Below are 24,552 nucleotides of genomic sequence, written 5' to 3'. Positions count from 1 at the left end.
TGTTTTGGATTAGTAGAAGAACAGCGGTCTCCACTCTCTATAAAAGCATCGATGGTTGGGAGTTCGAGTCTCTCCGCTCCTGCCAATTCTTTTTTTAAGAATTGTACGAAGTTAAAATAAACCGCTTAAATGCGGTTTTTTTGTATATGGATATACTTATCCTTGAAGCCCATGGACGGAAAGCGTAAAGGGTTTGTGTCTGAAATTTGTGTTTTAGATTAATAGAAGAACAGCGGTCTCCACTCTTCTTATAAATTCGATAATTTCAGAACAAAAAACGTCTTTCCAAAAGAGCATTAGCGATATTGGGAACCTCCAACCGAGTGCAGAGGAAGTTCATAATTCACTTTAAATTAGCTCATAAGTCCAAAACAAAAACGTCCTCTGCATATTGAAGGAGATCTCAAATATCGCTTCGCGATTTTGAGATGACGAGTTTTTCCTGCAGTAAACGTCATTCCCTAACTTGTAATATGAGTCGAGCCAAAGCGATATTTGGGATCTTCAACCAAGTGCTGAGGAAGTGTAACCCTTCCACCTAAGTCTAATTGCAAAAATTGGAGATTGGTTGTCTACTCCAAAATCGAAATTGTTTAATTTGAGCCTTCAAATATGTACTACTCAATTTGGTTAAGCAAACCGCCAGCCAAAAAGCGTAATTTAGACTATGGTTTACTAATCATTTTAATTTAGAACTGAAAAACTACGTAATAGCACTTAAATATTACTAAATTTACCAGGGTTTAATAGATTGGATTGACACCTTGGTTAACCAATTTTTGGTTTTTTTGTTTTAAACGAGATCTAGTAAGGCAGGTTAAATAGTTATTAAAAAATAAATAATTTTGACCAATAATGTTATTTTATTGTTATTTAAGGGTTTTATTTTTGGCCAGCCTCTTGGTCATACCAAAATTTTAAAAATGTTAGTTATTTGCCTTTATTATTGTTTGAAATCTAATCGGTAATGTATTATAAAGTTGTTAACCAAAACTGGTAAATAAAAATAAACTTAAAAAAGTTTGGTAAAGCATCGGGTGGTATTTTGGTAAAACCAAAAGGGCACACACTTAAACAACATGAATCAACAGGGGTTATTCATACATGAAACTCAATAAAATAATTACTGCACTTCGCTCGCAGAATTCATTTAGCCGCAAATTATATGCGTCATCGTTAGCTGCACTATTAGTAGCAACACCAACTTATGCTGCTGAAGAAGCTGGATCAGAAAAAGTTTCAGAGGATGATGTCGAAGTTATTCAAGTCAGGGGTATTCGTGGGTCGTTAGCAAGTGCATTGGCAGCTAAAAGAAGTGCTACTAGCATAATCGAAGTTATTGATGCTGAAGACATCGGTAAATTACCAGACCAAAACCTTGCAGAGGTTTTAGAAAACATCACAGGTGTTCAAATAACACGTACAGCGGGTGTTGGTTCAGGTGTACAAATCCGTGGTAGTAATAGTAACCGCGTAGAAATTAACGGTGCGGCCACAGTTGGCACAGGTGATGGCCGTAGTGGAATGAAATTTGAAGATCTTTCAGCCGCCATTATTGCTGGCGTTGAGATTATTAAATCTTCAGAAGCTAAAACAACAGAAGGTTCTGTAGGTGGTACAGTTAACCTTAAAACTATCCGCCCACTCGCGTTATCGGAAACTCTAGGGTCAATTCGTGTTCAAGGTGAAGACAGCAGCCTTACAACTGATGGTATTATGCCACGTATTTCAGGTGCGTATGGTGACAACTGGGAAACAGATGCTGGTAAATTTGGTTTTGTTGTAAGCGGTAGCTTCTCAAAACAAGAAGCTACGTCGTTCCGTCCTCGCGTCGACCGTGATGGTAGTCTTGTTGAAAACGTAAATGCTGATGTTTATCGCAGTGGCTCTCTTGAAGACCAAGCGACCAAGCGTCCGGTAGCACAGTCATTTGACTTCCTTGGTATTCAGTTTTTAAACCAAGAATTAGAAAATTTCGAATACGAAACGACTAATATTGCTACTGCTTTTGAATTTGCACCTAACGACAATATGAAATTTTTCTTTGATACTGTATTAACTGACCAGGAAATTCGTCAAGACAGTACTCGTGTACAAGGTTCTGGTGTAAGTGCGGTACTAAACTATAACTTACCAACTCAATTCGAAACGGTAAACTTTGGTTCTTTAGATGGTGTTCAATTAGGCAGCATTCAAGCCGCTACTAAAGGTACAATCCAACCTAACCTTTCAGTTGATGATGATGATCCAAACTTACGTTTTAACAGTGATACAAATGCACGTGTTACCGATACTAAATTGTTCAGATTTGGTGGTGAATGGCAAGGTGACGACTTGTTTGCAAGCTTTGAAATTTCAAGCACAAGCTCAAGCACAGTTACTCCACAATTAAATACACAGTTAAACTTCTTAAACCCAAATGCACCATTAGACGGCTTAGATGCGGATGGCAATCCAACGTCAAGCACGAGTAATGACAATGCTGTACCATTTATTTATGACTTAACAGGCGGCTCATTAGCATTTGGTATCGATTTTGACTCACCTTATGCTCCATCGGTTGCTGACTTATTAAATCCTGCAAACGTTGTTTTAGACCAAGTTGATTTAAGCCGAAGCACAACTGAAAACTCAGATGACTCGTTCCGAGCTGATTTTAGTTACTACCTAGAAGATGTTATTACGTCAGTTGATTTTGGGTACCGTTATAACAATACAAAACACGAATCTGTTGGGATCTCTGACCGTATTGGTGGATTCTCTAAATTAGTAGATAGTCCTGCCGGCACATTGTTTGAAGAGCTACTTGTTGCTGGTCCAAGTCACTTTGGCGACGCTGATGGTCGTGAACTTGCGCATCGTAACTTCCTTATTGTTGACCCTGACCGCGCATTTAGCGATCCAGATGGCACATTAGCAATTATTGAAGCGGCAATGTTGGCACATGGTGGTAACCAAGATTATTCAAATCTAACGCCATCAACAACGGCTTCATTTAGTATTGAAGAAGCAACACATGCTTTATACGCTCAAGCGAATTTTGAATATGAAATGATCCGCGGTAACGTAGGTGTGCGTCATGTTTCTACCGAGATTGAAGCAACAGGTAATACTGTTATCGACTCTGTTGTAACGCCTGTTGTGACTAAAGGCGATTACAGCTTTGTATTGCCTCGCATCAATGTTATTGCTGATGTTACTGACGACGTTGTCGTACGTGCATCTTGGGGCAAAGATATTCACCGTCCTTCATTTGGAAGACTCAATACGTCGGTATCTTTTGGTACAAACGAAAATAGTTCATTGAATATAGGTAACCCTAACTTGGCTCCAGAAGAAGTATCTACTTTTGATATTTCTGCGGAATGGTATTTTGCTGAAGCGGCCGCTGTAAGCATCGGTTACTTCAAAAAAGAAATTTCAAATTTATTTGTTACAAATGGCGAAAGTGCAGCACTTGATGCAAATGGCTGGCGCGAAACTGACCCATCTTGTCCTGGTGGCGGTATGTGGAACCCTGCGGTTCAGCCTGGTGTGTTAGGAGATCCAAATACAACTGGTCTTTGTGTTGATATCGAGACATTCAAAAATGATTCTGCTAAGACAACACAAACAGGTATCGAAATGGCGATTCAATATGACTTGTCTGAATTTGAATCTGAGTTAGGTTGGGCGTCTGGTTTTGGTATCATGGCTAACTACAGCATTCAAGAGTACACAGGTGGTTCTGAAGTTAATACTTCAGCAGGTCGTGGTACTGATATCTTCAATGCGATTAACGGTATTTATGATGACAGTAAATTTGTTGAAGTTACTGCGGTTCAAGGTCTATTAGACTTCTCTGAAAACGCGTATAACATCACAGCTTACTACGAAAAATATGGTCTATCTGCTAGAATGCGTTATACATGGCGTGAAGCGTACCGTACTGACGATACAGCTGCTGGTGCATCACGTAACTCTACACTTGGCTTCCCTGTTTATACTCATGATAGAGGCCAGCTTAACGCAAGTGTAAGCTATGACGTAAACGAACAGTTAAACGTTGGTGTTGAAGCGGTTAACCTTACTGAGTCAGACATTACACAGTCTTGTGTAAATGAAGGCGCATTATTATGCTTCCAAGGTCTTACAGACCGTCGTATCACTGTAGGTGCTACATACAAGTTCTAATAACAAGTTTGACTTGTTAAATTAGAAAGCTAATTAATTAGCTCTTAAAAAGCCTGGATTTCATAATCCGGGCTTTTTTGTTTTTCGATAATGTGAACAGGTTAAAAGCGAAGTTTCACTTTCCGCTGCACGCTCCCGTCATCTCAAAATCGCGAAGCGGCATTTGAGATCTCCTTCAAGCACTGATGACGTTTTTCTGTTAATTTGTAGTTAACAATGACGGTTTTTGTTCTGATTATTGTGAGCCAATTTAAGGCGAATTATGAACTTCCTCTGCACTTGGTTGAGACCTGTGGGGTCAGAGTCGCTGATTCTATAAATTCCTCTGCACTTGGTTGGATATCCCTAATATCGCTTTGGCTCTTTTGGGATGACGTTTTTCTGCTGACTTGTAGTTAACAATGACGTTTTTCAGTTGATTTGTAGTTAACAATGACGGTTTTTGTTCTGGACTTATAAGCCGTTTCAAGCAAAATTAACGCTTTACGACGTAGTTAGAAGATAGCAACATTCTTTATAATTCGGTGGGTACAAAAAAGGCCGTGCTATATAGACAACGGCCTGTTGTAGTACTAAGTCACATAAACCTAGTTAATGGGTGAAATCTCCAAGTGGAATTGTAAGCATGACACCGAGGTGAGAATTTTCACTGGTAATGAACGCGTTGAGAGTTAATCCAATCCCAACGTATTTACCAAATACTGCACTTAGATGGAGGGGCAGGCCCACTCTATAGCCTTCGACACTATCACAAAGGTCATAGGTCGAACTTCCCCATCCACCAGAGGGACTCTTTTCTGTAAAACAATTACTTGTCCAGGTCCCTTTAGCAAGCCCAAGACCAACGCCAGCTTCAAAATAACCTAAACGTTTAGTCGAGGTCCAATTTTTGGTGATAGCAATTGTTTTAACTTCTGGGTTTAAGATTTTGTCATTAGCTCGATCTTTGGCATAAGACAAAATACGAAAATCTTCATAATTACTGAACTCTATTGCCCAATTGGATTTAAGATCACCGAATTTAATGTTTGTTTTTACGCCCATTAAATCTTCTCCACCGCCACCGAAACTAAGCTCCAGCCATGAATTTGTGTTTTCTGCAGTTGCAGGGTTTGTGAATACAGTAAGTCCTAACAATATTGTTGATAATAAACGCATAAAACATCCATATTTGTCAGCAAGTTTGCCGAGTTGTAATGTATAAAAAAAGGGTTGTTGAATATATTCAACAACCCCAGTTTCAATTCCATTTGTTAAGGAACTGAGTGTTAGTCGTCTTCCGCTGATTGAGATTCAGCTGGGGACAATGGGTGCGAAACTAAACGTATGCTATCGAAAAATGCTTCTGTACCTTCAGCGGGCATTCCTTGATAACTTAGTTCAAACTCATCCACTCGGATCTCTGCGCCAGTTGTTGTTTTAAACTGTGCAAATACCGTTAAGCTAGTATTAGGCCCACTATTAAAAGATAGGCTGTCTTTATAAAAACTATCATCACCTTTTTCATTACCAGCGCTCTTTAACTCTGAATAAACAGAATCTTTTTGAGCGACCCAGCTTGATGAATCGGAAATGTCAGTGGCTGATGATACGCCAAATACAATAGACGAGTCATTATTGTCACTTTTGTACAAATTGTATATAGATAAGTTGTAGTTTGTATTTGCTTCTACAGTTACAGTTTGGGCAATATACGGGTCATGTGGCGTACCTGAGTCATCAGAGTTATACTTAAATTTGATTGACCCATCGGCGCCACCAGAGGAGTTGCTTGAGTCTTGTACTTGACCAATACCTGTACCTTCAACTACTGTCCAATCGTCCTGATCGTCATCAAAGTTTGGATTTAGGATAGCCGCTTTATTAGTCACCATATCATCCACAGATGCTGTGATCACAGCTGAAGTACCATTGCCAGAATTAAAGCTAACAGAGCTAAACCCATAACTACTCGACGTTCGTTCAGCAGCATAGGTTTGACCATCAACGGTAACAGCGAGTTTCGCTGAACCTTTCATAAATGCAGACAACGTATAGTTTGTATTTGCCGTAACGGTTACCGTTTGACTCACTGCTGCCGAATTACTATCTAAAACTAAGCTGTTTCCACGAGAGAATACATCGTCGTTTGTTGTAATTGCTGCGCCAGTGCCACCAGTGTCAGTCCAACCGGTCAAATCACCGCTGTCAAAGTCATGATTCGCGATATTAACACTTTGTACATAGACTTTTCCTGGCGTAGGGCGATAGCCTTTTGGACCTACATCAGCTGAGGAAAGTGGCGTCAATGACGCTGTATCGGCAATATCTTCGTTAGCACCTGATGGTGTCGAACCTGAGCGCGGTTGACCATCAATATCGGTGGTAGGCAATGAGAAATCTCCGGTATCAACATTTAAATCAGCAAAAATGTCAGGCGTATTTGAACTGCTTCGATAAATAGTATCTGCGCCTCGTTCAAACATGACGTCTACATAATTAAACCCTGATGTATTCGCTTCTGTCACATCATCATTATCAGAAAAACCTTGACCAAATACGTAATTACCAGCAAAAGTTGAACTACTCGGCATGTCTTCGCCATTAGTACGGATTACAGGCCCGATTGCATCTGCGATAATGTTATTGACAAAATATACGCCTTCAGGTGCTTCGTCGTTTTTGCCACCGTAGACATTCAGGCTGTTTACGCTATCCACAATTGTATTGTGGGCAACTAATACGTTTTCGACGTTTTGATACCCGTTTTCAGTGTCTTCTGCGCCATCACCAGCGGTTAAAACGATCCCACCGTTCCAGTTAGAGCTTAGGTATCTTGCCCCCTGAACGTAGTTGTTAACAACCGTATGACCATCATCAACTAAACGAATACCACCTGAGAATGGGTTGTCATCACCAAATACGAAGTTATTGCTAATTGTTGCTCTAGCGCCATGACGGTTAACAATTGAACCATTACTGTCTCGAATGGTATTGTTGCGAATGGTATTGTCTGCCGATTTGTTTGAAATAACCTCAGCTTCACCTTGAATACGTTCAAAGTAATTATTTTCAAGCGTGGAAAAGGATGGAGCGGAGTGAGTCGTACTCAATCCTAATCGCACACCTTCGTATTCATTGTCACTACTGCCAGCATAACCACGACCAAATGCCGGTGGACGGTCGCCAAAGTAGTTGTAGTCTATTTGGGCACGATCTTCAGGGAAGCCACTGGTTGCAAATGTATCCTCATCAATCCAACGAGGAAGAACTAATAGAGCACCTCGTGATTCTTTTCCAGAGAACCAACTGTGGTCGATACGGTTATATTGACCATAATATTCGACCCATTTTGAGCTGCTAAAGTCGCCACCGTCCATATCGATAATAGAGACTTCAGTTACTCGACAATAATTACAATAGGTCTCTTTTTCAAACTTGATAATTGAGCTGCCAGTTTCGCCGTCTCTGAAGACAAAACCTTGGATAACAACGTGTTCGCCCCCAATGCGCACAGAAATTTCACCATTATTAATAATCGCTTTCCCAGGATGCTCAGCGGCGACTGTAATTGGTTTATCGGCGGTTCCCATGCCTTCAACTCGTAACTCTAGGTCGCCAGAGTAAGTACCATCGGCAAGACATAAGGTATCTCCAGCAACTAAATCTTCTGCTGCATCTTCTAAAGCCGAAACAGAACTTACTGTTTGCGTACAATTTACAACGGGCACTGCATCGGTATATCCGTCGATATGGTTGCCGCCTTCTGCGGCACTAAAGCCATTTGAAGTGCTTACAACGGCTGCGCCTTTTATCGTAATAACCAAATCGGTTGTTGTATTATCTGTCGAAGTTACGCTTATGGTATCGGTAAGCGTATCGTTTTCACCTAATAGAGCTGCTACCGATGAATTTGTTTCATCAACTGAATATGTCCATTCGCCATTGGCATTTATTGAAAATGTGCCGTAAGTGGTTACGACATCAGTTTGAATTTGAGCTGCACTTTCTCCGTCGTCAGCATCACTAATGGTGATTGTTCCCGTAATATCGTCTGTCGTATCATTTGTAACACTAGCGGTGAGATCACCACTAAAAGTCGCTGCTGAGTTTTGAGCTACAACACCTGAGATAGTGACCGCGATTGTACCTGTTGTGCCATCTGCTGTAGTGATAGTAATAGAGTCAGTTAAGGTGGCTGTCGCAGCGAGTGAAACAACAGCAGCGTTTGTCACGTTCAACTTATAAGTCCAGGCACCAGTTGTTGTAATTGAAAATGTGCCGTAAGTTGTTTCCATATCCGTTTGCGCTTCAACTTGAGCTTCATCGGTATCAGGGTCGGTAATGGTTAATGAGCCAGTAACGTCATCTACATTATCACTATTGATTGACGCGGTCATATCACCACCGATAGAAGCGGCGGTGTTAACAGCAGCAATACCGTTAATGGTCACTTCAATAACGCTAGTAGTACCGTCTTTGGAGGTAATCGTAATAAAATCGGTTAAGGTTGCATCTGAGGTTAATGAAGTAACGTCGCTATTTGTGACATCTAATTCATAAGTCCATGCGCCCGACTCGGTAATTGAAAAGGTGCCATAGGTTGTTTTAGTGTTGGTTTGGCTAACAATATTTGCCTCGCCTTCATCTTCATCAATAACCGTCAAAGCGTTGTTTGAATTAGGTACATTGATATCAATTACCGCAGAAGAAACACCCGAAAATGTCGCCGGTGTATTTTCAGTATCATCACTTGTGCTACAGCCTCCAAGCGCAAGCAATACCAGAGTTGAGAGTAGTTTTTTATCCATTATTTGTTCCCTACCTTAATGTGATTGTAATCATGACCTTTTGTGAATCGCGAGCCTGTTATCGCTGGGTAAAATTATCTTTTTGCAAAATCATAGAGTGAGTTTTACTAAAAGCTAATATCATTTTGATTAACCTCTATTTATCATAATTCTCAACGGATAATGGTCTATTCAAAAGGGCATTTAGTTTTTATTATTTTTAATTCTCTGACTATTCAATAGTGCGATGTATTGGACGATCAGGAGATAAAAAAATAGCGCTGAATAAATGCAGCGCTATTTTAATATTTTGCTTATCGATAAATATCCGTACTCTATTACTCTTTAACTACAACAACTTCAGCTGAGTTAGAGTTATAAGGAGAGTCGGTGTTATCAGTGTCAAGCGATACGCCTTCAGCATAACCTTCAAAGTCATCTTCGAACGCAACAGTTGTACCTGCTAAGTCAGAGTAGATTTTGATGTTATCAATGTAATATGCAGCAGTTGGCAAAGTTGAACCATTGTCGCCCAATTTAAATATCGCATATCGAACACCGGTCATAACATCACTAGGTGAGCTAGATGCAGATGAGAAAGCGTCAGTTGTTACGCTAGTGCCATTAATCGTAATAGTCACAAGCGGGGTAACCGCATCAGTTGCATCAGATGCATCCCATGTCATTTCAACTTGGTTCCATTGACCAGGAACAAATGGCACTGTTACATCGATGTCATCTTGGTCGCGGATAACAAATTTGTCGGCTTGGATACGTAAATCGACAATCGCATTACTTGTGCTAGTTGATTCACCATAAAGACCAATGTATGCATCTTTTGCTACGCCCTCTGAGGTTTCAGCCATGTCATCTTTCCAGAATGATACAGTTAGTTTACCTTCAGAAATTGCATCACTAAGTTTGTAACGTAATTCACCAGCATCATCTGTCATTGAGTCGGTGATTTTTGCCATTTGATTATCAACTGGGTCGACAGGGTCTACCGAGTCACCACCTTTAGTGACTTCTGCAACTACGGCTTCTGCCGTGTTTGAGTTGTATGGAGACGCAGTATTATCGTCATCTAGTGAATCACCAACGTTGTAACTTTCAAAGTCGTCTTCAAACGCGACAGTTGTGCCAGCAATATCAGAATAGATTTTAATGTCGTCAATGTAATACGCAGCGCTAGGGATGGTTGAACCATTGTCGCCTAATTTAAAGATTGCGTAACGAACTCCGCCTAATACGTCACTAGGTGATGAAGACGCTGAAGAAAATGCGTCAGTTGTCACACTTGTACCATTAATCGTAACAGTCAGCATTGGTGTAACAGTATCTGATGCAGAAGAGGCATCCCATGTCATTTCAACATCTGTCCAAACACCAGGAGTAAACGGAATCGAAACGTCGATATCGTCTTGATCTCGAATTACGAATTTGTCAGATTGAATACGCAAATCGATTATTGCATTACTCGTGCTTGTTGATTCACCATATAGTCCGATGTATGCATCTTTTGCAGTACCGTCTGATGTTTCTGCTTTATCGTCTTTAAAGAATGAAACCGTTAATTTGCCTTCTGAGATAGCATCACTAAGCTTGTATCTTAGTTCACCAGCATCGTCAGTCATGCTATCTGTGATTTTCGCGACCTTAGTTGTAACTGCAACATTAGATACACCGGTAATGGTTACCATTACACTAGACGTTGTACCGTCCGCTGATGTAATCGTAAGCGTATCGGTTACGGTATCACTTTCGCCATCTAAAGAAGAGATTGTGCTATTTGAAGTATCTAAAGCATATGTCCACTCACCAGTTGTAGCGATAGAAAACGTACCGTACATAGCGACAACGTCAGTTTGCGCTTCAAGTACCGCTTCGCCTTCATCGTTATCCGTTACCACTACCGTTCCCATAACAACATCGGTAATGTTGTTTTTAACAACAGCTGAGCGGTCACCACTAAATGAAGCTGGCGTTGTTAGGCCGATGACGGGATCAGTTTCATTTGATTTAATGACTTCAGAAAAGTTGTCATTATCTGTGTAAGAAACGGTAACTGTAATTTCAGCGGTCGCTAGGTCTTCAGTAAGAACCAATGTTTCAGATGTTGCACCAGAAATAACTACGTCGCCTGCCATCCAAGTGTAGGTAATGTTTGCAGCGTCAACGCCATTAACATCACTAACGGCTGCAGTTAATGTTTCACCTACTAAAGCAGTACCTGATAATGTCACTTGGCCAAATGAATTGCCTACTTTTTCAGATGTTGTGTCGTCAGAACAGCCCGCAACTGCTAATGCAATTACAGACATTGCAAATAACTTTTTCATTATAGTCTTCCTGTTGATTTTATATTTTTATGTCAATACTTAGAAATTGGTAATTGCCAAATTTCTAACCAATGTGTTTCCAGTATTAAATTGGAAAACCAGATTGTCAACCAAAATATATGATCATTTTGTCAATCAATAACTATTTGGCAGTGCAGTTTGTAAACCTATTACTAACCTTGCTTTTGTAGTCTGTTGATTTTATTTGTTAAATTTTATTATCGCTCTTTACGGTTAATGGTTAACCATTTTGATTTTGGTCTTTGCTTTTTTATAAAAATAGTAATTTGGTGGTAACTGCTAAAAAATATGTCGAACGTAAAAACAAAGGTTCACCAATCTAAAAATAGAAATGTAAATTTCTATTTTGGTATTTTAAGTTGTTGTATTTGTTAATTATATGTTTTTAATGGGTGGTTTTTTTATTTTATTAATAACAGCTGCAATTAAAATCACCTTGTAATAAGTATTGCTTTATTTCGGTGAGTTTAGGTCTGTCAATTTGGTAAATTAGTATATTAAATGGTCAGTTATTAACGCTGCGATTCCGTCTTTTTAATAGATTGATTTGTTGTTTTGATAATGATTATTTAGTGAGTTATATAACTTTTTACAAGTCTAAATCACCTGTTTTATTCGTGGTTAATGTGCCTTTTATGTTTTTATATTGTTTAAATACAAGGTGTTATAGGGTTTGTTGTCTATATGGTTAATTGGTAATTTACAGTATTGGCTTTTGGTAATAACAATAAAATGACAAATGGTTAACCAAAATGGTTGACAATAGTTGGTTATGTTGTTTGAATACCGTTGTCAATATTATAAAAATAACTATGCGAGAACTTACAAATGGCAACAGTCAACAGGTTAAACAAAATCAGCCAAGTGTTGCGCCAACACAAAGGCTATCGAAACAACTTAGTATTAACATCTACACTTCTTTCATTATTGTCGTTACCAGCATTTGCTGCTGATGAAGACAAAATAGAGTCAGCTGAAGAAATAGAGGTCATTGAGGTACAGGGTTTACGTCAAACAATGACGAAATCACTTAACCGTAAAAAGAACAGTGTTGCGATTGTAGATGCGGTTGTCGCGGCCGACTTTGGTGAGTTACCTGGGCTGTCCCTTTCTGATGTTATTGAAAATATTTCAGGTGCGTCTGGCCATAGATTAAAGGGTAGTCAGAACGAAATTTCAATCCGTGGTCTTGGTTCTTATTGGGGTTACTCAACGTTTAATAACCGCACAATTACGAATGCGGGACCGGGTCGAGCTGTTAACTTTAAAAAATTCCCTTCTGAATTGGTTGAAGGTGTCACTATATATAAGAGCCAACAGGCAGACTTAGTGGAAGGTGGTACATCAGGTACTATCGATGTTAATTCACTGCGTGCGGTTGACTACGGTAAGTCACAAACTACGATTCAAGCTACTGGTATTTATAATTCTTATTATAGCGACGTTGAAGGTGACGTTTCACCGTTCGGCGCTAAAATTGTTGCCTCAACAGTGCAACAATGGGAAACAGATTCACTTGGCGAAATGGGCTTTACATTTGGTGTTAACCATACACGTTCTTCTAACCCTGAAGAAAATTATGGCGGTAATTCACAAATGGGTGTTTGTGCATTACGCGATAATGAAGGTAATAATCTAGTAGGTGGTAGCAACTGTGCTACTGGTCAACAAGGTGTAAGTGCTGGCCGTGTAGGTCGTTCACCAGAACTTGGTATTGATTCGGATGTTGCTGATTTTGACGAAAGCTCCTTGTTCTATGTACCAAATGATGCTTATTGGCGTACCGGTGAAGACGAAGATACTCGTACGGGTGCGGTATTTACATTCCAGTGGAAGCCAAACGACGATTTAAACATCAACTTTGACTACGAATTCTCAGATCTTGAATACACTGAAAATCGTATGGAATTTGCATTAGATTCACGTCTTGACGATCTTAAAGACCACATCGTAGCTGCAGACCGTACTTTGCTTTATGCGACTGGTGAAGCACGTCCAACATTGCAAGGTGAAGTGCGAAACCAACTTGATGAATATCGTGGTGGTGGTATCGACATCGAATATTCACCAACTGATGATTTAACGATTGGTTTAGACTTATCTTATTCTGAATCATATCGTTATCGTCAACGTGATCGTACTAAATTCCGTTCAACAGAACGTTACAACTACGCTCTTGATTTCCGTGAGCGTAATGTCCCAGAGTTAACTTGGTTGGACGACAATCGCTTAGGTCCAGATGACGCAGGTTATGTAGCATCAGATGTGTTTGACGCGTCCTACATGAGTAACTTCGTAAATAATGACCATGCTTATGTTGAATACCGTCGTACCCATGAAGAACGTAAAGATGACATATTGGCGTTGAACTTTGATGTTGAATACCAATTAGACAACAAATATATTTCAAGCGTTAAAGCGGGCTTCCGTTTTTCTGAAGAACACCTAATTGACTTAGTTACCAACGATGTTTCATTAGTTATTTCAGACGGTACACAAAGAAATGGCGCTAGTGATAACGAAGATAATAACTGGGACGGTTCTAATCCTGAAGCCAACTTAGCGTTAATTAATGGCATTATGGATAACTGTACAAATGACCATGTTAATAATAACTTATTCCAAGAAGAACCAGGTGCTGGCGGCGATGCAGCGAATTTTGCAACGTATGACCATCATTGTTTTATCGGTCAAATTTTAGGTCAACTTCCTGGCGCTACAGGAACTGATTATTACGATATTGGCGAACGTGAAGACGGCCGTGACGGTGCTGACCGTGACGTAACTGAAACCATAACTGCGGGCTATGTTATGGCGAACATTGATACTGAAATTGGCAGCACGCCAGTATTTGGTAACGTCGGTGTCCGAGTTGTTAAAACTGAAACACATTCTGACGGTTGGGGTGACAAAGTTCACATCACGTCTAACGAAGAGTTTGGTACATTTGATGCGGTCATTAACCCAACAGGTGATCTTGAAGCCATTACTTTGGACTCTGAGTACACAGAAGTATTACCAAGCGCTAACTTAACCTTTATGGTTACTGATGAGTTTTATGTTCGTGCCGCGGTATATCGTTCTATGTCGCGCTTCCAAATGAATGCGATGTCAGCTGGGGTAAGTTATGAAACGTGTGAAAATGAAGACGACACAATTTGTGACCCAAATACAAATACTGATTATACCGCTGTAATCAGAAGTGGTGATGCAAATGGTAACCATTTGTCGCCATATACAGCGATTAACTACGACTTATCACTAGAATATTATCCTTCAGAAGACGCGGCGCTAACAGCTGCCTTCTATAGTAAAACGTTCACCGGTGGCTATGATGTAACAACAGAATCTCGTGACATCATTGTTAGTTTAGATGGTGTTGATACTGTTTACCCAAATGTGTCACATCTTGTAAAACAAACGTCTGATGAAGAATCAACGATTCGTGGTGTTGAATTTACAGGCCAAAAACATTTTGTTGAATTACCAGAACCATTTGATGGTTTAGGTACAAAATTCGCTTGGAACTATGCTGATTCTGATTTTGTAACAGCTGAGCCTGGTAGCCCAGGTGTTGTTCCAGATGCCAATTTATTCGGTTTCTCTAAAAACGTAGCATCTGCTTCTGTTTATTGGGAAGGCGACCAAACAACTGTGCGTTTGATGTGGAAATACCGCTCTAAATACCTACAGCCAAACAGCTTACCGTTCCCTGACCGTTCACATAGATATGTCCAAGATGCAACTTACTTGAACATGTCTGCGAAATACAAGATCAACTCAAATGTGAGTGTGTTCTTAAAAGGTCTTAACTTAACCAATACACCACAAGTTTATACTCGCGGTAATGACACTACGATTGCGGATTATTCGCGCTCAGGTGCTAAGTGGGAATTTGGTATCAAAGCTAAATTCTAATATTGAGTAGACCGGTAAATCGACGTTTAGCTAGAGATGGGTTAGAAGTCGATTGAACCAACATTTGTAGTGAATCAAGTTAAGTAAATATAAGGAAACTTTTTTAAACAAACACTTGAAAAAGTTTCCAATTTTAAAGTTCCAGTGAGCTTATAAAACTCACTAAAAAATAGAATGAAGTCCTGGTGACGATAAAAAGTCGAGGTTTCATTAAACCAATTCAATTAACAAATTCATCCAATTAAGGGTGATAAATTATTCATGCTCAGACAAGCATGCGCTAATATATTTAGGAGTTTAACATGTCAAAACCTGTTATTGGTTTCATCGGCCTTGGTCTTATGGGCGGCAATATGGTCGAAAATTTACAGAAAAAAGGCTATGAGCTTAATGTAATGGACCTTAGTAAAGAAGCTGTCGCAGCATGTGTTGCTCGTGGCGCTAAAGAAGTTACTTCAGCAAAAGAATTAGCAGAATCAAGTGACATCGTAATGCTTTGTCTTACGACTTCTGCAGTAGTTGAAAAGCTTGTATATGCTGACAACGGTATCTTAGCCGGAATTAAAGAAGGCGCGGTTTTAGTTGACTTTGGAACATCTATCCCAGCGTCAACTCGTAAAATCGGTGCTGACCTTGCGAAAAAAGGCGCTGGCATGATCGATGCTCCTCTTGGCCGTACTCCTGCTCACGCTAAAGATGGTTTATTAAACATCATGGCTTCTGGTGATACTGAGACATTTAACAAAGTTAAATCAGTGTTAGAAGATCAAGGCGAAAACGTATTCCACCTAGGTGCACTTGGCGCAGGTCATACAACTAAATTGATTAATAACTTCATGGGTATGACTACGGTTTGTGCAATGTCTCAAGCATTTGCTGTTGCTGAACTTGCTGGTGTTGACCGTCAACAACTATTCGACATCATGTCAACGGGTCCTTCTAACTCTCCGTTCATGCAGTTCTGTAAAAATTACGCTGTCGACAATGTGAGTGACTTAGGTTTCTCAATTGCAAACGCAAACAAAGACTTGGGTTATTTCCTACAAATGGTGAGTGACTTAGGAACTGAATCTAAAATTGCAGAAGGTTCTTCAGCTAACTTACAAGCTGCATTTGATGCAGGCATGGGTAATGGCAACGTTCCAGAAATCTTTGATTACTTCAAGACATTAGAGAAGTAATTTAAAGCAATTATTGTGAGGCGCTTAAAGGGCAAATGCAAAGTCAGAATTAGTAGACTAGTATTTGGACTTTAAGGGCCTTAATAACAGCAAGATTTCAACGTAATCAATTACTAAGGTATAGCCAATATTAGACGTGGCTGTATTGTAAACAAAGTGATGTGGCTTGAATGATTTAACCACAGTAACTTTCACAAATTAAAAGAGCTAACTATGCGTTTGTTAAATGATCACTTATTAAAAATTCTTTTAGTGCTGGTATCCAGTTTTGCAACAGAACTAGTTGCTAAAGATTACTTCGTAGAAAATCAGCAAATGTATCAGAATGTCGCGCCTAAATTAAAAGCGGGTGACACAGTAGTTCTTAAAAATGGTACTTGGACTGACTTTGAGATTATCTTAAGTGGTCAAGGTACAAAAGATGCACCAATCACTCTTACTGCAGAGACCAAAGGCAAGGTTATATTATCGGGCCAATCAAATTTAAGACTCGCAGGTAAGCACTTAGTTGCATCAGGTTTAGTATTTAAAAACGGTTTCACGCCAAGTAGTGCTGTTATTGAATTTCGTCGTAACAAAACTGATTTGGCATTTCATTCAAGAGTAACTGAAATCGTTATCGATAATTACAATAATCCAGACAAAACTGAATCGGATTATTGGGTTGCTCTTTACGGCCAATACAATCGCTTCGATCACAGCAATTTAGTTGGTAAACGCAACAAAGGCGTTACGGTAGCGGTTAGATTAAACACAGTCGAAAGCCAACAAAATCATCATAGAATTGACCACAACTTTTTTGGCTATCGTCCAATATTTGGTTCAAACGGTGGTGAAACCCTTCGTATAGGAACAAGTCATTATTCATTAACAGATTCTTTTACGCTGGTTGAAAACAATTATTTTGAAAGAACAAACGGCGAAGTCGAAATTATCTCAGTTAAGTCTGGTAAAAATGAACTTCGTGGCAATGTGTTTTTTGAAGCTCGCGGCACTCTAACAATGCGTCATGGTAATGGCAATGTGGTTGAAGAAAATATCTTCTTCGGTGGCGGCGTAGATCACACCGGCGGTATCCGTGTCATCAATAAGCACCAAGTTATCCGCAATAACTATTTAGAAGGGTTAACTGGTTACCGATTTGGTAGTGGTTTTACCGTGATGAATGGTGTTCCTAATTCTACAATTAATCGTTATCACCAGGTTGACAACGCGTTAATTGAAAACAATACATTTGTTAATGTTCGTCATATTCAACTTGCTGCTGGTAGCGACGCAGAACGCAGCGCGGCACCAATTAACAGTGTGATGAAAAATAACCTCATTATTAATGAAGACAACAAACAACCATTTACCGCCTTTGACGATGTCAGTGGTATTAAATTTGAAGGTAACATCGCCAATACCCGTGTTCTTGATGAACTTATCTATGGTGTTAAAAAGCAAAACGTCTCCCTTGCTGGATTAAGTAATGGACTACTTTATCCGGCATCTCCATCTGTTAGTGTTGGCGCTAAACGTGGTTTAAAAGTGCTTTCAAAAGATGATACGGGCGTAAGTTGGTACCCTAAATTACCTGGCAGTGTAGAGTTTGATTCAGGTAAAACGCATTCAGTAAAAGCAAACCCAAAGGCTTTATTAGAAGCAATTAATAACGCGTCTGCAGGTGACATACTGGTATTAGCCGCCGGTCAATACGATGTCCCTAAAGTTGCTGTTATCAACAAAACATTGACGTTAAAAGCGAAAGCAAAGGGCAGTGTTACCCTAACATTTGAACGTTCTGCTTTATTTGAAATCCAAGACGGCGGAAACTTGAAACTTGACGGTTTAACGATTACCGGTGCAAGTAGCCCAGATGCAGCAGGTAACAGCGTTGTTCGAACTAAGAAATGGGGTATGGTCGAAAACTACCGCTTTATATTACTAAATTCGACAATTCTCGATCTTGATATTAACCACTCTTTCCACTTTTTTGTAACGGGTAAAGGCGCATTTGCCGACGAAATTACTTTAAAGAACAATACCTTTAAAAATGTTACTGGCGACGTTATTCGTCTCGATAGCGAAATTGAAGACCTAGGTATTTACAATGCGGAATACGTTAACCTTAAAGAGAATAGTTTTACGGATGTTGAAGGCGGTTTAGTTAAATTATATCGCGGTGGGTCTGATGAAAGTACGTTTGGTCCGCACATCTTAATGTCGAACAACAAGCTAACTAACGTTGGTTTAGGTAAACGCAACAAAAGTAAATCAAGCGTTTATTTACACGGTGTTCAAGTAACGGATATCGACAGTAATACAATTGTAAAATCTGCACCGATAACAGTTGAGCATACCGTTGGTGAACCTAAAACAGTCATAAACAATAATGTGTTTGACGCCACGAAGGCCCCAAGTGTGACAGAGTTGCGCGTCAAAGGTCCTCATACTGCAAAACTAAATAATAATAAGGTTAAATAAAATACTATGAATTTATTTTCTAATAGCCTAAAAGCAGTTGTCGTACTTGCTGCAACAGTGGCAATTATGTTGTCACTACGAGCAGAAGCTGTACATCCGAGCTTAGTCACAAGTAAGGCCGACGTTGTTGAGATGCGTAAAGAATTAACCAAAGATGGTCGATTCAAACAAGCATTTATTGCACAAAAGAAACAGGTTGATGCGCAAATTGCACAACCAATTGAGGTGCCTGTTCCTAAAGATGGTGGTGGCGGTTATACCCACGAGCGTCATAAAAAGAACTATCAACTGATGTACAACGCGGGCATGATTTATCAATTAACTCAAGACGAAAAGTACGCAGATTACGTGCGTGACATGTTGTTTGAGTATGCTGAATTATACCCAACGCTAGATGTACATCCAAAACGTAAAATGAAATCTCAGAATCCAGGTAAGTTTTTTTGGCAAAGCCTAAACGAAGCCGTTTGGTTGGTTTACACCATTCAAGCCTATGACCTAATACATGATTCTTTAGACGCTGCTGAAATTAAGAATATTGAGCAAAACCTATTAAAACCAGTTGCCTTGTTTTTATCAGAAGGGCAGCCTTCAACATTTAATAAAGTTCATAATCACGGCACTTGGGCTACGGCTGGCGTAGGCATGGCCGGTTATGTAATGAACGAACCAGAATGGGTTGAAAAAGCACTATATGACTTAGATAAGTCTGGTAAAGGCGGCTTCTTAAAGCAACTTGATCAATTATTCTCACCACAAGGGTATTACAATGAAGGCCCTTATTATCAGCGATACGCGTTAATGCCGTTTGTTACTTTTGCAAAAGCAATTGAAAGCAACGACCCTAAACGTAAAATTTACCAACACCGCAATGGGGTTTTGTTAAAAGCAATCGATACGACGATTCAACTTAGCTACAACGGTCTGTTTTTCCCAATCAATGATGCAATCAAAAGCAAAGGCATAGACACTATAGAATTGGTGCACGGTGTCACGGTTGCTTATGGATTAACAAACGATCCTGGCTTTTTAGATATTGCCCAGCAGCAAGATCAAATCATTCTTACAGGTGATGGTCTTAAAGTTGCCCAGGCTTTAGATAAAAATTTAGCAAAGCCATATAAATTTAAATCAGTCGCATTTGGTGACGGTGATGACGGTAAACAAGGCGCGCTTGTTGTCATGCGTACGCAAGTTGGCGGCGACCAAGCATTGTTATTTAAACCGGCCGCACAGGGTTTAGGTCATGGTCACTTTGATAAACTTACGTGGCAGTTTTACGACCACGGTAATGAAATTGTTTCAGATTATGGCGCAGCACGCTTCCTTAACGTAGAAGCTAAATACGGCGGTCGTTATTTACCTGAAAACAATACCTATGCAAAACATACCATTGCACATAATACTGTAGTAGTAGATGAAACTACGCATTTTGATGGTAATGTGGAAAAGGGCAATAATAACGCCCCGACATTAAACTTTTTTGAAACCAATCAGTTTGGTTCAGTTTCAAGTGGTGAAATAAGCACTGCATATGACGATGTTAGATTAGAACGCACAATGGCGCTAATTAACTTACCAGAGCTTGAAAGTACGTTAGCACTTGATTTGTTTGATGTGGTTGCAACTGATAAACACCAACTTGATTTACCGCTGCATTATCAAGGTCAGTTAATCGACACGAACTTTGAGCTTAAAGCAAATGCATCGCACCTAATGGCATTAGGCAAGAAAAACGGTTACCAACATTTGTGGTTGAAAGGTCAAGCGACACCGGAAAAAGGGTTAGCTAAAGTATCCTGGTTAAACGAAAACGGTCGCTTTTATACACAGACTAGTTTAGTAAATGGTGATGAATCATTTATGTTCACGCAAATTGGTGCAAATGACCCTAACTTTAATCTACGTAATGAAAACGGCTTTGTTCGCCGAGTTAAAGGTACTAAGCAACATCAATTTGTGTCAGTGTTAGAACCTCACGGTGAGTACAATCCAAGTAAGGAGTACACACTAGAAGCCACAAGCAGAGTTACCGGTCTTGAGTTGACCAATAACGGCGATTTAGCGCTGGTTAAAATTTCTATTGCAGGAAATACTTACTTAGTCGCAATTAACAAAGTAGCTAACAAGAAGAACAAGTTAGAAAGTGAGCTACAGCGTAAATTTACATATCAAAATAAAACATTTTCACTGAACGGTAGATTGGCCGTTTATGTGCTGACAAATCCTTAGGAGTTCATAAGATGCAAAAAGAAAGTGCACATTTTTCATTTGGTAACGAAACTGAAATCGAAGATATTGGCGGTGGCTTAAAACGTCAAATGTTAGGTTATAACGACGAGCTAATGGCGGTTAAAATTTGGTTTGAGAAAGGTGCGATTGGTTACAATCATGCGCATCGTCACTCTCAAGTTACTTATGTCGTAGAAGGTGAGTTTCACTTTAACATTGACGGCGTAACTAAAATATTGCGAGCTGGTGACAGCTGTTATATGCCTCCACATGCTGATCACGGTGCAACGTGCCCAACCGGTGGTATTTTGATTGATACGTTCAGTCCACCTCGCGAAGACTTCCTAGGGGAATAATATGAAAATTCAAGGATTACGTTGGTGGGTAGTGTCGTTAATCGCGCTAGCTACAATTATCAACTATATTGACCGCTCTGCGTTAAGCGTATTGTGGCCTGCCATTAAAGTTGAACTTTGGCCAAATGAATCAGAATTCGAACGTAAGCAAATTTACGCGACAATTTCTGTTGTATTTGTATTCGCATATGCGTTTGGTCAAGCCATATTTGGAAAGATTTTTGACTGGATTGGTACACGAGTAGGTTTTGTTATCTCCATCGGTGTTTGGTCTGTGGCAACTGCTGCTCATGCGTTCGCTCAGGGGATTTTAAGTTTTAGTATCTTCCGAGCCATATTAGGTGTTGCCGAAGCTGGTAACTGGCCAGGTGCTGCCAAAGGTAACGCTGAATGGTTTCCAACTAAAGAGCGTGCATTAGCTCAGGGGATATTTAACTCTGGCGCTGCAATTGGTGGGATTATTGCGATACCGTTAGTTGCATACCTTACCGTGTACTTTAGCTGGCAAATGGTATTTGTCATTATTGGTTTAGTCGGTTTATTGTGGCTAATACCTTGGATTGTGCTTGTAAAATCGCCTCCTGGTTCTCACCCATGGATCACTGAGGAAGAGCGTGCCTATATCCTTACAGGTCAAAAGAATTTAAACGCCGACGACCCTTCAATTGAAGAAGAAGAGTACAACCCGTCAACTAAAGAGTTATTGTCTCGCAAGCAAAGTTGGGGTGTAATTATCGCCTCTGCAGCGATTGATCCAATTTGGTGGTTGTTTGTATTTTGGATCCCAATTTATCTAAATGAAGTTTATGGTATGGACGTTAAAGGCATCGGTATCTACGGTTGGGTTCCATACGTAGGTGCAATGTTTGGTGCATGGTTTGGCGGACTATTAGCTCAAAACAGAATTAAAGCCGGTTGGGATACGAATAAAACACGTAAATTTGTTATCTCATTAGGTTGTTTGATTATGTTGCCTTCGTTATTAGCGATGGCTAACCCAGGCGCTCCGGTAAATGCCGTGTTAATTATGGCTGTTATTTTATTCGGATTTCAAACGGCTATCGGAAATGTACAAACGTTACCAAGTGACTTATTGGGTAAAAAATCAGTCGCGACTTTATCTGGTTTTGCTGGCATGGCGGCCAAATTGGGTGCGGTAGGTCTAACTACGCTAGTACCTTGGTTAACGGCTGATGGTAACTACTACCCAGCGTTTATTATCGGTGCATCATTGGCAATTATTGCCATGGCAGCCGTTTGGTTACTTATTCCTAAAGTTGAGCCACTAAAAGCGTTAACTAACGACTCAAATAAACCTCAGTAAATTGACAGTTCAATACTCAATGCCTCAAAACATCATTTGCAGGCATTGGGTATTTTCAAAATTAATTAAAGTGGATAAATTTACTCTATGAAAAAGATACATTTTTTAGGCGAATGTATGGTTGAGTTGCGGGCAGGTGACGCGTCAACTATGCATCAGTCATTTGCTGGTGATGTATACAATTCCGCTGTGTATTTAAAGCGTGTGTTTCCTGAAGTGGCTACGTCCATCGTTACGGCGGTAGGACAGGACAACTTAAGCGACAAAATGGTCGCGACGTTTGAGCAAGAATCTATCGACACGAGATATGTGTTCAGACATGAAAGCAAGGTTGCAGGTTTATATCTTGTAGAAACAGATGAAACCGGTGAACGAAGTTTCACTTACTGGCGCAGTGACGCGGCAGCGAGAAAAGTTGTCGATTTCCTAAATAGTGACGTTCTCGCAGAACTTGCTACAGGCGATATGTTCTTTTTCTCTGGTATTTCGCTAGCGGTAATAGAGGAAGATGCCCGCTCATTATTTTGGGAAAAACTGGAACTGCTTAAAAATGCAGGCATAAAATTGGTGTTTGATCCTAACTACCGTGCTCGTTTATGGCGCAGTGAAGAACAGGCCAAAGAACAGTTTGAACGCGCACTTCATGTTTCTGATATCGCATTGCCAGGAGTAGAAGATCTAACCGAATTGTATGGTGTAGACTCGGCGCAAGGTGTTATTGATTTTTGTCGTCCGTTTGGATTGCAAGAATTGGTTATTAAAAATGGCCCAGGTTCAGTGGTTACATTTGAATCTGAAACCTTACTTACTCACAAAATTACACCAGTAACTAATGTGGTAGATACGACATCAGCTGGCGACGCGTTTAATGGTGTTTATTTAGGTGCTCGTCTAACGGGACAAGCGGTAAGTGGATCCGTGCAACTAGCAGCAAAAGCAGCAGGGATTGTGATCCAACACCCTGGGGCGATTTGCCCAGTTGCGGCATTTGATGCAGTAAAATCGTAAAAAATATCCGTAAATTTGTAAACTAATCCCTTTATTCGGGGATTGTTACAAACTGTAAATAAGCGAGAAAGTATAGCTTGTTATTCTTTCTCGCAAAATCGACTTAATCAAAATTGTAATATTAAAGGCATAGTAATGACTTCTTTTTCTACTTTAATGGGCGATCAAACGCTTTTACCAATCATTCAAGCTGACAGCCCAACACAAGGTGTTAACATTGCTAAAGCAATGGCAAGTGCCGGTCTGAAACTGGTTGAAGTTGTATTGCGAACTGAGCAGTCATTAGCGGCTTTAACTGCAATTAAAGAACAAGTACCTGAACTTATTGTTGGTGCAGGAACGATTACCAACGAAGCTATTTTAAAAGAAGCAATCGATGCAGGTGCCGATTTTATCGTAACACCGGCTGTGTCTGCTAAACTATTAGAACACTTAGTCTCTTGCGGTGTTCCGGTATTACCAGGTGTTTCAAATACGGGTGATATTTTGATGGCGCGAGAATTTGGTTACACAGAACTCAAGCTTTTCCCGGCGTCTCTATCTGGCGGTGCGCCGTTTTTAGCAGCGGTTGGTTCGGTATTTCAAGATATTACATTCTGCCCAACGGGTGGGGTAACACCACAAAATAAAGGCGAGTACTTGGCCTTAAATAACGTCATCGCTGTTGGTGGAACTTGGGTTTGCCGCAAAGAGTGGGTGGCGGAAGAAAACTGGCAAGCAATCACAGATGCTTGTAAAAATGCTATTCAATAATTAGGTTATATA

At 40.0% G+C, this 24,552-nt stretch carries 12 protein-coding genes; 9 read left to right on the top strand and 3 right to left on the bottom strand.

The annotated features are described in order from the left end of the window. The first annotated feature begins 1,104 nt into the window (after nucleotides 1-1,104). Nucleotides 1,105-4,173, top strand: coding sequence for a TonB-dependent receptor (locus Q4575_RS17755; protein WP_215962737.1), 3,069 nt, complete (start codon nucleotides 1,105-1,107; stop codon nucleotides 4,171-4,173). Nucleotides 4,174-4,764: 591 nt separating this feature from the next. Here the strand turns inward: Q4575_RS17755 and Q4575_RS17750 are convergent. The 3 genes from Q4575_RS17750 to Q4575_RS17740 form a co-directional block, all read right to left on the bottom strand. Then, a complete protein-coding gene (locus Q4575_RS17750) occupies nucleotides 4,765-5,331 on the bottom strand; it encodes a hypothetical protein (RefSeq protein ID WP_272182210.1) in 567 nt (188 codons plus the stop codon). 110 nt (nucleotides 5,332-5,441) lie between these two features. Next, nucleotides 5,442-8,963, bottom strand: a complete 3,522-nt coding sequence (locus Q4575_RS17745) for a chondroitinase-B domain-containing protein (protein ID WP_303523709.1) — start codon at nucleotides 8,961-8,963, stop codon at nucleotides 5,442-5,444. Nucleotides 8,964-9,280: 317 nt separating this feature from the next. Next, nucleotides 9,281-11,281 (bottom strand): VCBS domain-containing protein, encoded by a 2,001-nt coding sequence (locus Q4575_RS17740; RefSeq protein WP_215964059.1) that lies wholly within the window; start codon nucleotides 11,279-11,281, stop codon nucleotides 9,281-9,283. An 849-nt stretch (nucleotides 11,282-12,130) separates the two neighbouring features. Between Q4575_RS17740 and Q4575_RS17735 the strand changes: the two genes are divergently transcribed. The 8 genes from Q4575_RS17735 to eda all read left to right on the top strand — a co-directional run bounded on the left by Q4575_RS17735 (nucleotide 12,131) and on the right by eda (nucleotide 24,540). Next, nucleotides 12,131-15,220: a TonB-dependent receptor gene (locus Q4575_RS17735; RefSeq protein WP_303523707.1), complete on the top strand. Its 3,090-nt coding sequence runs from the start codon at nucleotides 12,131-12,133 to the stop codon at nucleotides 15,218-15,220. Between the two features lie 302 nt (nucleotides 15,221-15,522). Continuing rightward, nucleotides 15,523-16,401: an NAD(P)-dependent oxidoreductase gene (locus Q4575_RS17730; RefSeq protein WP_272182221.1), complete on the top strand. Its 879-nt coding sequence runs from the start codon at nucleotides 15,523-15,525 to the stop codon at nucleotides 16,399-16,401. A gap of 213 nt (nucleotides 16,402-16,614) precedes the next feature. Beyond that, a complete protein-coding gene (locus tag Q4575_RS17725) occupies nucleotides 16,615-18,867 on the top strand; it encodes a chondroitinase-B domain-containing protein (protein ID WP_303523704.1) in 2,253 nt (750 codons plus the stop codon). Nucleotides 18,868-18,873: 6 nt separating this feature from the next. After that, nucleotides 18,874-21,099, top strand: coding sequence for a heparinase II/III family protein (locus Q4575_RS17720; RefSeq protein WP_303523703.1), 2,226 nt, complete (start codon nucleotides 18,874-18,876; stop codon nucleotides 21,097-21,099). Nucleotides 21,100-21,110: 11 nt separating this feature from the next. After that, entirely contained in the window at nucleotides 21,111-21,455 is a 345-nt protein-coding gene (locus Q4575_RS17715) for a cupin domain-containing protein (RefSeq protein ID WP_215964054.1), read from the top strand. A gap of 1 nt (nucleotide 21,456) precedes the next feature. Then, nucleotides 21,457-22,779, top strand: a complete 1,323-nt coding sequence (locus Q4575_RS17710) for an MFS transporter (RefSeq protein ID WP_215964053.1) — start codon at nucleotides 21,457-21,459, stop codon at nucleotides 22,777-22,779. Between the two features lie 87 nt (nucleotides 22,780-22,866). Further along, nucleotides 22,867-23,787, top strand: coding sequence for a sugar kinase (locus tag Q4575_RS17705; protein ID WP_303523702.1), 921 nt, complete (start codon nucleotides 22,867-22,869; stop codon nucleotides 23,785-23,787). Nucleotides 23,788-23,922: 135 nt separating this feature from the next. Then, nucleotides 23,923-24,540: a bifunctional 4-hydroxy-2-oxoglutarate aldolase/2-dehydro-3-deoxy-phosphogluconate aldolase gene (gene eda / locus Q4575_RS17700; RefSeq protein WP_303523701.1), complete on the top strand. Its 618-nt coding sequence runs from the start codon at nucleotides 23,923-23,925 to the stop codon at nucleotides 24,538-24,540. The last annotated feature ends 12 nt before the right edge of the window (nucleotides 24,541-24,552 follow it).

Source organism: Psychrosphaera sp. 1_MG-2023 (assembly GCF_030548245.1).
Classification (GTDB): Bacteria; Pseudomonadota; Gammaproteobacteria; order Enterobacterales; family Alteromonadaceae; genus Psychrosphaera; species Psychrosphaera algicola.
Note: the sequence above shows the minus strand (reverse complement) of the source record. Positions and strands in the feature narration are given on the sequence as shown.

What these genes read in the sequence shown, in the direction of transcription:
- Q4575_RS17740 (WP_215964059.1), bottom strand. Translation starts at nt 11,281, where the DNA reads ATGAAAAAGTTATTTGCAATGTCTGTAATTGCATTAGCAGTTGCGGGC.
- Q4575_RS17735 (WP_303523707.1), top strand. Translation starts at nt 12,131, where the DNA reads ATGGCAACAGTCAACAGGTTAAACAAAATCAGCCAAGTGTTGCGCCAA.
- Q4575_RS17725 (WP_303523704.1), top strand. Translation starts at nt 16,615, where the DNA reads ATGCGTTTGTTAAATGATCACTTATTAAAAATTCTTTTAGTGCTGGTA.
- Q4575_RS17715 (WP_215964054.1), top strand. Translation starts at nt 21,111, where the DNA reads ATGCAAAAAGAAAGTGCACATTTTTCATTTGGTAACGAAACTGAAATC.
- Q4575_RS17750 (WP_272182210.1), bottom strand. Translation starts at nt 5,331, where the DNA reads ATGCGTTTATTATCAACAATATTGTTAGGACTTACTGTATTCACAAAC.
- Q4575_RS17710 (WP_215964053.1), top strand. Translation starts at nt 21,457, where the DNA reads ATGAAAATTCAAGGATTACGTTGGTGGGTAGTGTCGTTAATCGCGCTA.
- eda (WP_303523701.1), top strand. Translation starts at nt 23,923, where the DNA reads ATGACTTCTTTTTCTACTTTAATGGGCGATCAAACGCTTTTACCAATC.
- Q4575_RS17705 (WP_303523702.1), top strand. Translation starts at nt 22,867, where the DNA reads ATGAAAAAGATACATTTTTTAGGCGAATGTATGGTTGAGTTGCGGGCA.
- Q4575_RS17730 (WP_272182221.1), top strand. Translation starts at nt 15,523, where the DNA reads ATGTCAAAACCTGTTATTGGTTTCATCGGCCTTGGTCTTATGGGCGGC.
- Q4575_RS17745 (WP_303523709.1), bottom strand. Translation starts at nt 8,963, where the DNA reads ATGGATAAAAAACTACTCTCAACTCTGGTATTGCTTGCGCTTGGAGGC.
- Q4575_RS17755 (WP_215962737.1), top strand. Translation starts at nt 1,105, where the DNA reads ATGAAACTCAATAAAATAATTACTGCACTTCGCTCGCAGAATTCATTT.
- Q4575_RS17720 (WP_303523703.1), top strand. Translation starts at nt 18,874, where the DNA reads ATGAATTTATTTTCTAATAGCCTAAAAGCAGTTGTCGTACTTGCTGCA.